The sequence below is a fragment of the Streptomyces sp. NPDC031379 genome (genome assembly GCF_055569615.1).
This window is the reverse complement of record NZ_JBVIIT010000008.1, coordinates 1-15602: the sequence shown is the minus strand read 5'-3', so window position 1 is coordinate 15602 and position 15602 is coordinate 1. Positions and strand designations below refer to the sequence as shown.

11 protein-coding genes are annotated in these 15602 nt (G+C 73.7%); 5 read left to right on the top strand and 6 right to left on the bottom strand.

Going from position 1 to position 15602, the window contains the following annotated elements; genetic code table 11:
* Positions 1–172: 172 nt before the first annotated feature.
* The gene (locus tag ACZ5CW_RS13375) at positions 173–1354 is read right to left on the bottom strand and encodes an LCP family protein (protein WP_468600635.1); all 1182 of its coding nucleotides are present in this window, start codon (positions 1352–1354) and stop codon (positions 173–175) included.
* A gap of 116 nt (positions 1355–1470) precedes the next feature.
* Positions 1471–2226, bottom strand: coding sequence for a TIGR03089 family protein (locus ACZ5CW_RS13370; protein WP_468600633.1), 756 nt, complete (start codon positions 2224–2226; stop codon positions 1471–1473).
* Between the two features lie 129 nt (positions 2227–2355).
* Here ACZ5CW_RS13370 and ACZ5CW_RS13365 point away from each other — a divergent pair, with 129 nt between their 5' ends.
* The gene (locus tag ACZ5CW_RS13365; RefSeq protein ID WP_468600631.1) at positions 2356–3738 is read left to right on the top strand and encodes a peptidoglycan recognition protein family protein; all 1383 of its coding nucleotides are present in this window, start codon (positions 2356–2358) and stop codon (positions 3736–3738) included.
* Positions 3739–3999: 261 nt separating this feature from the next.
* Positions 4000–5082, top strand: a complete 1083-nt coding sequence (gene manB / locus ACZ5CW_RS13360) for a mannose-1-phosphate guanylyltransferase (RefSeq protein ID WP_468600629.1) — start codon at positions 4000–4002, stop codon at positions 5080–5082.
* Between the two features lie 135 nt (positions 5083–5217).
* On the opposite strand, the gene ACZ5CW_RS13355 is transcribed toward manB, so the two are convergent.
* The 4 genes from ACZ5CW_RS13355 to ACZ5CW_RS13340 form a co-directional block, all read right to left on the bottom strand.
* Positions 5218–6240: a DNA-3-methyladenine glycosylase family protein gene (locus tag ACZ5CW_RS13355; protein WP_468600627.1), complete on the bottom strand. Its 1023-nt coding sequence runs from the start codon at positions 6238–6240 to the stop codon at positions 5218–5220.
* Positions 6241–6351: 111 nt separating this feature from the next.
* A complete protein-coding gene (locus tag ACZ5CW_RS13350; protein ID WP_468600625.1) occupies positions 6352–7671 on the bottom strand; it encodes a coenzyme F420-0:L-glutamate ligase in 1320 nt (439 codons plus the stop codon).
* Positions 7668–8627, bottom strand: a complete 960-nt coding sequence (gene cofD, locus ACZ5CW_RS13345) for a 2-phospho-L-lactate transferase (protein ID WP_468600623.1) — start codon at positions 8625–8627, stop codon at positions 7668–7670. Before cofD ends, ACZ5CW_RS13350 begins: the two co-directional genes overlap by 4 nt.
* A 33-nt stretch (positions 8628–8660) precedes the next feature.
* Positions 8661–9167, bottom strand: a complete 507-nt coding sequence (locus ACZ5CW_RS13340) for a cysteine dioxygenase (RefSeq protein WP_468600621.1) — start codon at positions 9165–9167, stop codon at positions 8661–8663.
* Positions 9168–9838: 671 nt separating this feature from the next.
* On the opposite strand from ACZ5CW_RS13340, the gene ACZ5CW_RS13335 reads away from it, so the two are divergent.
* From ACZ5CW_RS13335 to ACZ5CW_RS13325, 3 genes are all read left to right on the top strand, one after another.
* The gene (locus ACZ5CW_RS13335; RefSeq protein ID WP_010986447.1) at positions 9839–10102 is read left to right on the top strand and encodes a WhiB family transcriptional regulator; all 264 of its coding nucleotides are present in this window, start codon (positions 9839–9841) and stop codon (positions 10100–10102) included.
* Between the two features lie 201 nt (positions 10103–10303).
* Positions 10304–13984 (top strand): glycosyltransferase, encoded by a 3681-nt coding sequence (locus ACZ5CW_RS13330; protein WP_468600619.1) that lies wholly within the window; start codon positions 10304–10306, stop codon positions 13982–13984.
* A complete protein-coding gene (locus ACZ5CW_RS13325) occupies positions 13981–15480 on the top strand; it encodes a DUF5719 family protein (RefSeq protein WP_468600617.1) in 1500 nt (499 codons plus the stop codon). Before ACZ5CW_RS13330 ends, ACZ5CW_RS13325 begins: the two co-directional genes overlap by 4 nt.
* Positions 15481–15602 lie beyond the last annotated feature (122 nt).

Here is a 15602-nt window from a genome sequence, read left to right as displayed (position 1 = left end):
TCGGTGAATCAGTGCACGCCCCTCAGGACGGACCTCGCGGCCAGGTGCACCGGATCGCTCACACTATCCGCCCAGTTCAGCGTCGAGCGACGCCCGTGACAAATTCGACCTTCCTACAACCGGGCAATCCACCTCATTTTCTGAACGAAGTTTCGTCGTCTTGGCGATCCCCTTACCCGCAGGCGTGCTCGGCGGCGGTGTTCCCGCGGAAGGTGGGGGCCGGGGAGGCGTCGCTGCGGACGTCCCCGTCCGCGGTCTTCCTGGGAATCTCCTGTGAAAGATCCTGGGCCACCGCCACCGGCCGGTCGGCCCGCAGCCGCGCGAAGAGCCTTTCGGCCTCCGGCTCCACGAGCTGGTCACGGTTGGCGTCGTAGACGTACGACTCCCGCGGCACCGTCAGGAACTGCACGCGTTCCGTGGGGATGTCACGCAGCCCGCGCACCAACTGGTACAAACCGCGCAGACTGGCCAGTTCCGGGTCGGTGGTCAGCGAAGAGGTCGCCGCGTCCAGCACCGGGTACAGCTTCACCGGGTTCAGCAGGACGTCATTGCTCTGCACCTTGTTGACGAGTGCGCCGAGGAAGAGCTGCTGGCGCTCCATCCGCTCGGTGTCGCTGCCGTCGCCGAGCGACTTGCGCGCCCGCACGTACCCGAGTGCCTGCTCCCCGTCGAGGGTGACCCTGCCCGCGGGGAGCTTCAGTCGGGCCGCCTTGTCGTCGACGGGATCCTTCAGGCACACCTCCACCCCGTCGACGGCGTCCACCATCTCCTTGAACCCGCTGAAGTCGACGACCACGTGATGGTCGACCCGGATGTCCGTCAGCGTCTCGACGGTGCGGATGGTGCACGCCGAACCCCCGACCTGGAACGCGTGGTTGAACATCGCGAACACCGGCTCGCTCCGGCTGCCGTCCGGCCGTCGGCAGCCGGGTACGTCCACCATCAGGTCCCTGGGCAGCGAGACGGCGGTGGCACTGTGCCGGTCGGCGGCCAGGTGCAGCAGGATCGTCGTGTCGGACCGCTCGCTGCCCAGGTCCCGCCCGTACTCGCTGTTGCCCTCTCCGGCCCGGGTGTCGGACCCGATCAGCAGGATGTTCTGCGCGCCGTGCACGAGTGCCGTGGGCCGCTCCCGCTCGTACCGGGCCAGCTCGGCGGCGGCCGCTTCGTCGGCGGTGATGTTGGCGCTGAGCTTGGCGTAGACGGCCCAGCCGGCGCCGGTCGCCACGACGAGAAACCCGGCGACGCCCGCCGCCGCCCCCTTCCACCACCGTCGCCGGCGCCGCCGTACGAGCCCTTCGCCGGTGGCGGAGGCCCCGGGGCCGGGACCGAGGGGTCCGCCTGCGGTGTCGGTCACGGCCGGGGCACCCCCTCATGGCGTACGAGCGTCATGTGCTGCTCTTACGACGATGGCGGGGAGGGGGTGCGAAGGCGCCCTGGGTTACTCCGAGTGGGGGACGGTGGCCGGTGGCCTCACCGCCGTACCGCGGTCACCCGCTCGCTCTCGATCCGCTTGGCGAGGGCCTCCTCGTCCAGCCGGTCGAGATGACGGCACAGCACCACCGACGCCCCGACGGCCAGCGGCGCGTACAACCCCGCGCCGATCCCCTCCCAGGTGTCGTACGGCAGCGCGGACAGCATCCGGGACCCGGGCCCGGTCAGGTCCAGCGACGGCGCCTGGGCCGAGGCCAGTTCGACGACCTCGGCCCCGCTGAACTCCCGGCCGGCCACCACGAGCGCCGGCTCCTCCGGGTCCACCGGCGCGAACGGGGCGAACCGGTCACCCTGGCCCGGCACTTCCACGGCGTAGTCGAGGAAGCCCTCCGGCGTCTGCGGGAACCGCCCGCCGAGCGGCCGCAGGGCCAGCGCGACGCGCTCGCCCCGGCACGCCCGCGCGGCCTCGAGCGAGTCCGGCCCGCTGACCACCACGTCGGCCGCCGCCGGGTCCCCGGCGACGTCCGCGACCGCCCCCACCGAGGAACAGGCCAGCAGCCACACCGCCGTCTGCCAGTGCGCGGGCAGCAGCAGCGCGACCCGGTCACCGGGTCCGGCGGAGAGGTCGCCCTGAAGGAGGTTGGCGGTCTTGGCCACCCAGTTGGCGAAGGTGGCCACCGACAGTTCGACGCGCTCGCCCGTGGCGTCGTCGTAGAAGGTCACCAGAGGACGGCCGGGGTCCGCGGCGAGCGCGGAAGTCAGCAGGTCGGCAGGGGTGCGTTCGGTGGCGTTCACCCGGGACAGGGTACGCGCGGGCGGGCGGGCGCACCGAGCGCCGGCGCCACCGGTTCGGCGGAACGTTTCCCGATGGGCCGTCAATTCCCCGTTGGACAGATTTGTATGACTATGTCCAAGATCATGGGCATGCGTGGATTCCTCACTTCGTCCCTCGGCGCCTCCTCGCTCGCCGCCTCCTCGATCGGCGCCGCCTGCACCGCGGCCCTCGTGCTCTTGCCGGCCCTGCCCGCGACCGCGGCCGCCGTGCCTTCGGCGGCCGCCGTGACCTCGGCGCCCGCCGAACCCGCGGTCCCGGGCAGCACCCGCTCGCTTCCCCTGGTGCCCCTCTCCCCGGACCGCGTCCTCGGCACGGCCCCGGAGCAGGGTCTGTACCGCGCCGACATCGAACGCTTCTCGCTGGTCGGGGTCGTCTGGGACGACCCGGACGCCGAGTTGCACGGCCGGGTCCAGGTGCGCACCCGGTCCGCGGCGACGGGGAAGTGGTCCGGCTGGCAGGACGTCGAGACCCACAACGCCGCCCACGGCGCGGACCCGGGCACGGTGGAACGGTCCTCGCGGCACGTGCGCGGGGCCACCGCCCCGCTGTGGGTGGGCGACTCGGACGGTGTGGACCTGCGGGTCTGCGCGGAGGCCGCCGTCGCGGACGGCAGCCGCAACGCCGGGCCGCGGGCCGCGCTGCCCTCGGGGCTGCGCCTGGAACTCGTCGACCCGGGGGCCGAGGCACCGCCGGGGCGCGCACCGGTCGACGCACCCCGCACCGGGCTGCACACGGACGCGGCGATCGCCACCTCGGCCGCCGACACCGACATCACCCGCTTCGGCGCCACCGAGATCCCCGAGCTGGGCCGGGCGGACACCGAGCGGGAGCTGGTCCGGCTCCAGGGCCCGGGGCGGGCGAAGCCGTACATCGGGCCGCGCCCGCGGATCGTCACGCGCCGGGGCTGGGGCGCGGACGAGTCCCTGCGCGAACGCGGGTTCGTGTACACGAAGAAGGTCAAGGCGGCGTTCGTGCACCACACGGCCTCGGGCAACAACTACACCTGCTCCCAGGCCCCCTCCGTCATCCGCAGTATCTACCGCTACCACGTCAAGAGCATGGGCTGGCGGGACATCGGCTACAACTTCCTCGTCGACAAGTGCGGAACCCTCTACGAGGGCCGGGCCGGAGGCGTGGCGAAGGCGGTCCTGGGCGCGCACACCCTCGGGTTCAACGCCAACAGCATGGGCATCGCCGTGATCGGCAGTTACGGCACGAAGAAGCCGTCCGGTGCGGCGGTGACGGCCGTCGCCAAGCTCACCGCGTGGAAGCTCGGGCTCTATGGGGCCAATCCGCGCGGAAAGACATATCTCACGTCGGGCGGTGGCAACCTCTACCCCAAGGGGAAGAACGTACGACTGAACGTGATCTCCGGCCATCGGGACGGATTCGCCACCTCGTGCCCCGGCACGTCGCTCTACGCCAAACTCGGCACGGCCCGTTCCAGCGCGGCGCGCTACCAGGGGCGTTGAGGCCGGGGCACGCGTTCACCGCCGTCGGGGGACGGCTGGGGGGCGGCTCGGGGGACGGGGTGGGGGAGCGAGGGGGCGGCCGACGGCCGGCCACCGGCTACCGGCCGGGCCGGACGGGGTCGGTCGGGGGAATCCGCACGCCGATCCCGCGGGTCACCGCGCGGCCATCGAGGCGTCGTCGCACGGTCTGCATACACTGACCGGCCGAAACGAGTAGTGACGAGTAGTTCGGCCGGTCCCGGCAGGAAGCAGAGACGACAGGTGACAGAAGCGATCCTCCTGGTCGGCGGCAAAGGCACCCGGCTGCGCCCGCTCACGGTGCACACTCCCAAACCCATGGTCCCGGCCGCAGGGGTGCCGTTCCTCACGCACCAGCTGGCGAGAGCGAGAGCGGCGGGCGTCGAGCACATCGTCCTCGCGACGAGCTACCTCGCCGAGGTGTTCGAGCCCTACTTCGGCGACGGCGCCTCCCTCGGCCTGCACATCGAGTACGTCACCGAGGAGGAGCCCCTCGGCACCGGCGGCGCGATCCGCAACGTGGCCTCGCGTCTCCACTCCGGCCCCGACGACCCGGTGCTGATCTTCAACGGCGACATCCTGACGGGCCTGGACATCAGGGCCCTGGTCGACACCCACGAGTCGACGGGCGCGGACATCTCCCTGCACCTGACCAAGGTGACCGACCCGCGCGCCTACGGTCTGGTCCCGACCGACGAGACCGGCCGCGTCCTCGCCTTCCTGGAGAAGCCGCAGACGCCGGAGGAGATCGTCACCGACCAGATCAACGCGGGGGCGTACGTCTTCCGCCGCTCGGTCATCGACACGATCCCGGCGGGCCGCCCGGTGTCCGTGGAACGAGAGACCTTCCCCGGCCTCCTCGCCGCCGGCGCCCACCTCCAGGGCCTGGTCGACTCCACGTACTGGCTGGACCTCGGCACCCCGGCCGCCTTCGTGCGCGGCTCGGCCGACCTGGTCCTCGGCCGGGCCCCCTCCCCGGCCGTTCCCGGCCGCTGCGGCGACCGGCTCGTCCTGCCGACGGCGACGGTGGCGCCCGGCGCCAAGCTGACGGGCGGCACGGTGGTCGGCGAGGGCGCGTTCGTGGCGGAGGGCGCCAGCGTCTTCGGCTCCACCATCCTCCCCGGCGCCGTCATCGAACCGGGCGCCGTCATCACCGACTCCCTCATCGGCACCCGAGCCCGCGTCGGCGAACGCTCCGTCCTCACCGGCACGGTGATCGGCGACGGCGCGGTCGTGGGCGCCGACAACGAGCTGCGCGAGGGGGCACGGGTGTGGTGCGACGCCCGCATCCCGGCGGGTGCGGTGCGCTTCTCTTCCGATCAGTAGCGGCGCGGGCGTCCGGGGGCGCCGCCCGCAGGGGCCGCACCCCCGGTTCCCCATCGTCCCGAACCCCGACGCCCCGAACCCCGGCAGCAGCACGGGGCACGGAAAAGCGCGGCGCACGGAAAAGCGCGGGGCGCCTCACAGCAGGCCGATGTCCACCCGAGGCATCTTCGGCACCCGCCGAGCCGGCACCTGCCCGCTCAGCAGGATCAACCGAGCCGCCCGATGCCGCTGCCCCGCATACGGCTCCAGCAGGCGCAGCATCTCCGCGTCGTCGGCATGCCGGTCCCGCGCGAGCGCCCACCCCACGATTCCCGGCAGATGCAGATCCCCGACGGTCACCGCATCCGTGGCCCCGTGACTGCGCTGCACCACCTCGGCCGACGTCCACGGGCCGATCCCCGGCACGACCTCCAACCGCGCCTGCGCCTCGACGGCCTGCATCCCCACGGCCTGCTCCAGCCGCGCGGCGACCCGCACCGCCCGCAGGATCGTCGACGCCCGCTTGTCGTCGACCCCGGCCCGGTGCCACTCCCAGGAGGGGATCAGCGCCCAGGTCCGCGGCGCGGGCATCACCCACATCGGCCGGTCGCCCGCTCCCGCGGGCCCCGGCGCGGGCTCCCCGAAATTCCGGACGAGCCGCCGCCATGCCCGGTACGCCTCGTCGGTCGTGACCTTCTGCTCCAGCACCGACGGGATCAAGGACTCCAGCACCAGCCCGGTCCGCGTCAGCCGCAACCCCGGCCGCCGGTGCCGTGCCAGCGCCACCACGCGGTGCCGGGGCACGAACGCGTCCGGGTCGTCGGCCGCGCCGAGCAGCTCGGGCAGCCGGTCCAGCAGCCACTCGGCGCCGGGCCCCCATGCCTCGCCGAGCACCTCGCCGCCGTAGGCGCGCACCCGCAGCGTGCCCGGTCCGGCGGGCGTACGGGTGGCCCGCCACACGGACCCGTCGGCCGTGGCCCGGAACGTCGGGTCGGCGGGGCCGCGCCGGAGCGGTCCGAGGACCAGTCCGAGGTCGAGCGGCCCGTCCGGCACCCATCGTCGTACCCGTGCCGGGGCCACCGCCTGCCGGGGTATGCCGGCGCGCGCCCCACCGGGTACGCCGACCTGCCCGCCGCGCACGGTCGTACGCGTGGGACGCGGGTCGAAACGTCCTGCCACTGGTGAGGTCCTAGGGTGCTGGGGCTGCCCCGTCAGGGATGCCGGGCTGTCCTACGAGACTAGGCGGTCGCAGCGGAACGCATCCGCGGAACGCGTCCGCGGGACTCATCCTCATCGCACCTCGACGAACGCCGCCGCGTCCCGCTCCGGCCGCGGTCGCGGTTCCTCCGCCGGATGACCGACCGCCACCGCGCCCATGGGATCCCACTGCGCCGGCAGCCCGAGCACCTCGCGCACCACGTCCCGGCAGAACATCGTGGACGACACCCATGCCGAGCCCAGCCGCTCCCCGGCCAGCGCGACCAGGAAGTTCTGCACGCCCGCGCCCGTCGCGACGACGAACATCTCCCGCTCGGCACCGTCCCGTCGCGCGTCCCCGTAGGTGTGGGAGCCGTCCATGACGAGGCAGGGCACGACGAGGTAGGGCGCGTTGCGCAGGACGTCCCCGCGGCGGACCCGCTTGGCGATGGACTCCTCGCTCTTGCCGTCCCGGCGCAGGTCGGCGATCCAGGCGTCCCGCATCGCGTCCAGCAGCCGGGTCCGGGACTCCTCCGACTCCAGCAGCACGAACCGCCACGGCGTGGTGTGGTGCGGGGCGGGCGCGGTGACCGCCGCCGCCACCGCGCGCCGGACCGCGCCGGGGTCCACGGGCTCGTCGGTGAACGCCCGGACGGTGCGCCGCTGGGTCACGGCCTCCCGGACCGCCTCGGAGGTGCCGAGCCGGAACATGTCGTCGCGCGCGGAGCGCACCAGCGCCCGCGCCCCCTCGCCGGCCTCGCCCTCCTGTGCCGCGGTCACGACATGGGGGAGTCCGCGCACCACGGCCACCGGCCGGCCCGCCGCCTTGCCCTTGACCAGGTCGCCCGCGGCGGCCAGCTCGTCCGCCACGGCCACGACGGTCGCGCTGAGCGGATTGCCGTACGCGTCCGTGTCCCCGCGCAGATCGTCCAGCACGTGCACGCCGGCGGCGCCGATCGCCACGTCCGTGAGCCCCGCGCGCCAGGGCCGCCCGAAGGTGTCGGTGACGACGACACCGACGTTGACACCGAGAGCGTCACGCAGGCCCGCGCGGATCGCGCGCGCGGAGGCGTCCGGATCCTCGGGCAGCAACAACACGGTGCCGCCCGGGGTGTTGGAGGCGTCGACCCCGGCGGCGGCCATGACCAGGCCCTGCCGGTTCTCCACGATGCGCAGCGCGCCGCGCCGGGCCACGACCCGGACCGTCTCGGCGTCGATGGCCGCCTCCCGGTCGGCCGCCCGTACGATCCGGCCCTCGGCCTTCGAGACGATCTTGGAGGTGACGAGCAGTACGTCCCCGTCCGCCAGGTCCGGTCCGGCGGCGGCGATCAGCTTGGCGAGATCGTCGCCCGGCCGCACCTCGGGAATGCCCGCCAGGGCCCGGACCGTGTACTCGGGGCGCTCCTCGCTCACGCCGCCCGCACCTCCTCGGCCAGTGCCAGCGCCTCCCGCGCCATCTGCGCGGCCGCGTCCACATCGGTCATCATCAGCGGTACGGCCCGGCAGCGGATGCCGTCCGCCTCGACCCGCTCGACCGCGGCCGCGTCCACCGTGTCCACCAGCCAGCCGTCCAGCAGCCCGGAGCCGTAGTGCTCGGCGACCGCGGCGGCCGTGGACTCCACGCCGACCGCGGCGAGCACCTTGTCGGCCATTCCGCGCACGGGCGCGTCCCCGACGATGGGGGAGAGGCCGATCACGGGCACGCCCGCGTCCGCGATGGCCTCCCGGATGCCGGGCACGGCGAGGATCGTGCCGATGGAGACGACCGGGTTGGACGGCGGGAAGAGGATGACGTCGGCCTCGGCGATGGCCTCCAGGACGCCCGGCGCGGGCACGGCCCGCTCGGCGCCTACCGGGACCACGGCCTCGGCGGGGACGGAGGCCCGCAGCCGTACCCAGTACTCCTGGAAGTGGACGGCCTTGCGCTCGCCGTCGACCTCGACCGCGACGTGCGTCTCCACGCGGTCGTCGGTCATCGGGATCAGCTTCACGCCCGGCTTCCAGCGGTCGCACAGCGCCTCGGTGACGGCGCTCAGCGGATAGCCGGCGCCCAGCATCTGCGTCCGCACGATGTGCGTGGCGAAGTCCCGGTCGCCGAGCCCGAACCAGTCCGGGCCGACACCGTAGGCCGCCAGCTCCTCCTTGAGGTGGAAGGTCTCGTCCGTCCGTCCCCAGCCCTGCTCCTCGTTGATGCCGCCGCCCAGCGTGTACATCACCGTGTCCAGGTCCGGGCAGACCTTCAGCCCGAAGAGGTGGATGTCGTCGCCGGTGTTGCCGATCACCGTGACGTCCGAGTCCGGCACGGCCCGCTTCAGACCGCGCAGGAAACGGGCACCGCCGATGCCGCCTGCCAGAACCACAATGCGCATGGGGCAAGTCTTGCAGGCGGGTCCGGCGACGTGTCAGGCAGTCACCGCGCGCGGCTCGGTCCGGGCCTCGCAGTGCGGGGAGGTGTGCATGGGCATCTCGGTCAGGCCGGGGTGGTACACGTGCAGGCTGACCGCCGGTTCCAGGGCGTCGTTGACGACCTCGTGCACATAGCCCGGGGCGAACACCCGCTGCGCGCCCGCGGCCAACGCGCGCGTGCCGCGCTCGGTGCGCTCGGTGAGGGTGCCCTCCAGGACGGTGAGGACACCGGAGGAGCGGCCGTGGTCGTGCGGTTCGCTGCCCTGTCCCGGCACCCAGGACAGCAGCCACACCTCGTATCCGGGGCCGGTGCGCAGCCGGTGGTACCAGCGGGTGGTGGCGTCGTAGCGGACCAGGTGGGCCCACTGGGAGCGGTCGGCGGCGATCGAGCGGGCGAGCCCCACGAACTCGGCGACGGTGGCCGGGTGCTCGCGCGGTGGCTGGAGCAGGTGCGGGACTTCGAGGATGTCGCCGGCGATCTGGAGGTCGTTGTCGCTGTTCATCGGGTGCGGTGGTCCTCGGCGGAGGGAGTGGGGGGCTGAAGCTGGGGTGACGCGTACCGCCCGGATCACGGGCGGGCGGGGTGCCCTGGATGAGGGATCACGAGGGGAAACGCGACCGAGCCGGGACGGACTCGGGACAGCCGGAGCGGGCGTGGCTCAACAGCTGGAACAGCAACAACAGCTACAGCGCGCGCGGGCGGCACCGTGGGACCCGGCGGTGCGGGTCGAGGTGAGTGCCAAGTTCGCGAGCATGCCCACTAGGACACCGGTTCACACCCGCAGTGTCAACTCGGTGCCCGGTATGTGGGACATGGTTCACCTCATCCGGTTCATCTGTCAGGTGAAAGGTTTGTTCATCCGGATGCCGGGACACATGGGGCACATCCGAGCGCTCGAGCCTCGCGGAACGCGATCGAACACGGAGGCGTCCTTCTCCGTACAGAGATCTGTACGGGGTGCGGCCGTCCCCGCGGGTCCCGTCTGCGTGTCGAGGTTTATGCCGATTTGAACACTTTCCGCATGGCCTTGGTTCCGCAGAGTGAATAACGGGCCCAATAGCAGATCTCGGCTTGACTCGCCCGGAGCAGCACACTTGTAATTTCACTCGTGTCGTTCAGCCGAAATCGGTAACGGCTACGCACGGGGACGTGAAAGACAGACGAGGGGCGCACATGACCGAGCTGGTGCAGCAACTGCTGGTCGACGACGCGGACGAGGAACTCGGCTGGCAGGAGCGCGCGCTGTGCGCCCAGACCGACCCCGAGTCCTTCTTCCCCGAGAAGGGCGGCTCCACCAGGGAGGCGAAGAAGGTCTGCCTCGCCTGCGAGGTCCGCTCCGAGTGCCTCGAGTACGCCCTCGCCAACGACGAGCGCTTCGGCATCTGGGGCGGTCTGTCCGAGCGCGAACGCCGCAGGCTGAAGAAGGCCGCCATCTGAAGCACCCGCGCACACACGCGCACGCGTACGCGCCCGAAACGTCACGAACGGCCCGTCGCCGGTGGGTTATCCACAGGCGGCGGGCCGCCGTCATGGCCAGCCGATAGTGTGGGCGCTCGTCCGAGACGCCCCGCTGTCCCCTTGACGCACGAGGAGACACAGGCGTCCACCGCAGTCCATCGAACCGGGGCCCGTACCTCGATGTCCGTGCACAGCCATGCGGCAGCCCAACACGACGCTGCCACCGCCGTGTTTGACCCGTCCCGCCCGCCCGAGTTCCCGCGTCATGTGGTGACCGCGGTCCTCGTCTCCCACGACGGTGCCCGCTGGCTGCCCGACGCGCTCGCCGGCCTGCTCGGCCAGGAGCGCCCCGTCCAGCACGCGGTGGCCGCCGACACCGGCAGCGCGGACGACTCCGCCCAGCTGCTCACCGACGCCCTCGGCGACGGCAACGTGCTGCACCTCGCCCGCCGGACCGGCTTCGGCCAGGCCGTGGAGGAGGCGAGCCGCACGGCCCCGCTCCTCACCCCGGAGGAGCTTTCGTACCTCAAGCGCCCCAGCGGCTGGGACCCGGTCACGCGCTCGTGGCGCGACGACGCCTACGACCTGCCCGAACTGCCGCACGGCGAGCCCGTCCAGTGGCTGTGGCTGCTGCACGACGACTGTGCCCCCGAACCCGACGCCCTCGCCCAGCTGCTCCGGGTCGTCGACAACGAACTCGAACTCGGCCGCGACGACGTGGCGGTCGTCGGCCCCAAGCTGCGCGGCTGGTACGACCGCCGGCAACTGCTGGAGGTCGGCGTCTCCATCGCCAACTCCGGCCGCCGCTGGACCGGCCTGGACCGCCGCGAACAGGACCAGGGCCAGCACGACCACGTCCGCACCGTGTTGTCCGTCTCCACCGCCGGCATGCTCGTCCGCCGCGACGTCTTCGAACAGCTCGGCGGCTTCGACCGCCGGTTGCCCCTGATGCGCGACGACGTCGACCTGTGCTGGCGCGCCCACATGGCCGGCCACCGCGTCCTGGTCGCCCCCGAGGCGGTCGTCCGGCACGCCGAGGCCGCCTCCCGCGAGCGCCGCACCGTCGACTGCGCGGGCCGCACGAGCGCCTCCCCGCACAAGGTCGACAAGGCGGGCGCCGTCCACACCCTGCTCGCCAACACCCGCACCGCCGCCCTGCCCTGGGTGCTGCTGCGGCTCGTCCTCGGCACCCTCGTGCGGACCGTCGCCTACCTCGTCGGCAAGGTCCCCGGCCAGGCCGTCGACGAGATCCGCGGCCTGCTGAGCGTCCTGCTGCGGCCCGAGCGGATCGTCGCCGCCCGGCGCCGCCGCGGCACCCCGCAGATCGACAAGGGCGAACTGCGCCCGCTCTTCCCGCCGCCCGGCGCCACCGTCCGGGCCACCGTGGAACAGTTCGCGGGCAACTTCACCAGCGGCTCCGACACCGACACCTCCTCGGCCGGCCGGCACGGCGGCGCCGTGGAGTCCGGGCCCGGCGGCGACGACGCCGACTTCATGGAGGTCGAGCAGTTCGCCCGGCTCAAGCGGATCGCCCGCAGACCCGGCCCGGTGCTCTTCCTCGCGCTGCTCCTGGTCTCCCTCGTCGCCTGCCGCGCCCTGCTCGGCGGCGGCGCGCTCGCGGGCGGCGCCCTGCTGCCCGCCCCGGCCGGCGCCGGCGACCTGTGGTCCCGCTACCTGGACGCCTGGCACCCGGTCGGCGCCGGCGCAACCCCGGCCGCACCGCCCTACCTCGCGATCGTCGCGACCCTCGCCGCCCTCCTGTTCGGCTCCACCGGCCTCGCCGTCACCGTCCTGCTGGTCTGCTCGGTGCCGCTCGCCGGTTTCACCGCCTACTTCGCCTCCCGGCCGCTCGTCACCTCCCGGCTGCTGCGCGCCTGGGCGGCCATCGCCTACGCCTTCCTGCCCGCCACCACCGGCGCCCTGGCCGGCGGCCGCATCGGCACCGCCGTCCTCGCCGTGCTGCTCCCGCTCATCGCGCGCGCGGGCATCGCCGCGAGCGGCCTCGCGAACCGCACCGGCGCACGCGGCAGCTGGCGCGCCACCTGGGCGTACGCGCTGCTGCTGACCGTCACGACCGCCTTCACACCGATCGTCTGGCCGCTCGCGCTGATCCTCGGCCTCGGTGTGCTCGTCCTGCGCCGCGGCGACCTCCTCGCCCACGGACTGCGCTTCCTCGCCCAGCTCGGCACCCCGCTGCTCGTCCTCGCCCCCTGGTCGCTGACCCTCCTGCCGACCGGCTTCTTCCAGGAAGCGGGCCTGGAGTACGGCTCCTCGACCGCCTCCGCGCCGGATCTGCTCGGGGCCAGCCCCGGCGGCCCCGGCACCGTGCACGGCCTGATGCTCATCGGCCTCGTGCTCGCCGCCCTCGGCGCGCTCCTGCGCTCCGAGCGGCAGCTGGGCATCCGCACCGCCTGGGCCGTGGCCCTGCTGGGACTCGTCTTCGCCGTCCTGTCCAACCGGTCCGCCTGGGCCGGACCGGCCACCCTCGTCTACGGCATCGCCCTGCTGGCCGCCGCCGCCCTCGGCGCCGACGGCGCACGCGCCCGCGTGGCCGAGCAGAGCTTCGGCTGGCGTCAGCCCGTCGCCGCCCTGATCGCCTTCGCCGCCGCCGCGGGCCCGCTGCTCGTCGCCGCCGGCTGGATGATCCGCGGCGCCGACGGCCCCCTGGATCGCCGCGACCCGGCCCAGGTGCCCGCGTTCGTCGCCGAGGACTCCACCGGCGGCGACCAGGCACGCACCCTCGTCCTCGACAGCGACTCCACCGCGCGCGTGCGCTACACCCTGGTCCGCGGCTCCGGCGCCCGCCTCGGTGACGCCGAACTGGCTGCCGCCGGCGGCGAGAACGCACGCCTGGCCAAGGTCGTCGCCAACCTCGTCGCCGGCTCCGGCGCCGACCAGGCCGACGAACTCGGCGGCTTCGCCGTGCGCTACGTCCTCGTCCACAAGGGCGCGCCCCGCGAGATCACCCGCGTCCTCGACGCCACCCCCGGCCTGGCCCGGCTCAGCCAGCAGGACGGCAGCGCCCTGTGGCGCGTCGACCAGGAGGTCTCCCGCGCCGCCATCGTGCCCGCCGACGGCTCGGGCAAGGCCCAGCCGATCACCGCGGGACCGGTGGAGGTCCACACGACGATCCCCTCCGGCTCCGGCAGCCGCGTCCTGCGCCTGGCCGACGGCGCCTCCGACGGCTGGACGGCCACACTCGACGGCAAGCCGCTCACCCGCACCACCGTCGACGGCTGGGCCCAGGGCTTCCGACTGCCCGCGAACGGCGGCAGGCTCGACGTGGTCCACGACGACGCCCTCGGTCACACCGCCTGGCTGTGGGCACAGGGCGCGCTCGCCGTCGTCCTGGTCGTCCTCGCCCTGCCCGGCCGCCGCCGCGACGTCGACGACGACCTCCCCGAGGAGCAGCCGCTGCCCGCCCAGGCCACCGCCGGCGAGGGCCGCCGCGCCCGCCGGCTGCGCGCCCAGGCCGAGGAACCGGCCGCCGAGGAGCAGCCCGGCACCCCGCCGCCCCCGGCGGAGCCCCCGGCCGCCGTACCCCACCAGCAGTCCTACGAGGAGTGGGACCCGGCCACCTACGGGAACACCGGGTACGCCGGCTACGAAACCGACCAGTACCAGAGCGGCGGGCAGTACCAGACCGCCGGCTACGACCAGCAGGCCTACCCGCCCGACCCGTACCAGGCGGCCCCGTACGACCCCTACGCCTACGGCGGCACGGCCGACCGGGCGCCGTACGACCCGACGGCGTACCAGCAGGGTTACGACCAGGCGTACGACCCCGCCCAGCAGGGCTACGACCCGGCCCAGCACCCCCACGGCACCGGCAGCGAGCGCCCCGACGGGAGCCAGCAGTGAAGCGCACCACCCTGTCCCTGATCGCCGGCACCACCGCGCTGGCCGCCGTCACCGCGTTCGCGGCGTTCGACTCCCCGTCCGCGTCCGGGGCGTCCGCTCCCGAGGCGGCCGCCCACCTGCCCGTGGAGCGCACCAGCCTGCTGTGCCCCGCACCGAGCACCTCGGACATCGCCGAGACGTCGTACACCTCGTTCACGCCCGTCACCAAGGGCACCGCGAACAGCGGCAAGGCCCAACTCCAGGCGGCCGGGGAGCAGTCGTCGGACAGCTCCCAGAAGGGCAAGGGCACCAAGAAGAAGGCGGACCGGCCGGTACTCACGCCGAAGGCGCCGGGCACGCCGGTCACCGGCGAGACCTCCGGTGCGGACGCGCCCGCGCTGATCGCCACCGCCGACGGGAAGTTCGCGCCCGGCTGGACCGTCCAGGAGACCACCGAGGTCGCCGCCGGCACCGGCCGCGGCCTGCAGGGCGTCAACTGCACCGCCGCCGACACCGAGTTCTGGTTCCCGGGCGCCGCCACGGCCACCGGCCGCACCGACTACGTGCACCTGACCAACCCCGACGACTCCGCGGCCGTCGTCGACATCGAGCTGTACGGCAAGGACGGAGCGATCAAGTCCCCGTTGGGGGAGAACCTCACGATCAAGCCGCACACGAGCGAGCCGATCCTGCTCTCCACGCTCACCGACGAGCACCAGAGCGACCTGACCGTGCATGTCGGCGTGCGCAGCGGACGCGTCGGCGCGGCCGTGCAGGCCCTGGACGACACGACCGGCGGCGACTGGCTGGCCGCGGCAGACGACCCGGCCGGCAGCCTGGTCCTGCCCGGCATCCCCAAGGACGCCACCGACGTCCGCCTGATCGCCTTCACCCCCGGCGGCGACGACGCCGACGTGAAGGTGCGCCTGGCCTCGCCCGACGGCCAGATCACCCCGGCGGGGAACGAGACCCTGCACGTCAAGTCCGGCATGACCACGGCGGCCGACCTCGGCGACGTCACCCGCGGCCAGGTGGGCTCCCTGATCCTCACCCCCACCGACCAGGCCGTCCCGGTCGTCGCGGCCCTGCGGGTCGTCCGCGGCAAGGGCGACAAGCGGGAGACGGCCTACATCCCGGCCACCGCCCCCGTCGGCACGCGCGCGACCTCGGCCGACAACAGCGGCAAGGGCACGACCCTCGCGATCACGGCGCCCACCGCGACCGCCAAGGTCAAGGTCACGGCCTCGGCGGGCAGCGAGGGCGGCACCGCGGTGACGAAGACCTACACGATCAGGTCCGGCACCACCCAGAACATCGACGCCCCGAGCCCCTCCGGCCCGAAGGGCACCTACGCCCTGACGGTGGAACCCGTCTCCGGAGGCCCTGTCTACGCCTCCCGCACCCTCTCGGCCACCGAGGACGGCATCCCCGGCTTCACCATCCAGACCCTCCCGGACGACCGGGGAACGGTGGCGGTCCCGAAGACGGACGAGGACCTCTCGGTGCTGCAGAAGTAACCGCTCCGAAGCAGCCGTTCCGAGCCCGGGGGGGGGGGGGGGGGGGGGGGGGGGGGGGGGGGGGGGGGGGGGGGGGGGGGGGGGGGGGGGGGGGGGGGGGGGGGGGGGGGGGGGGGTGGGGG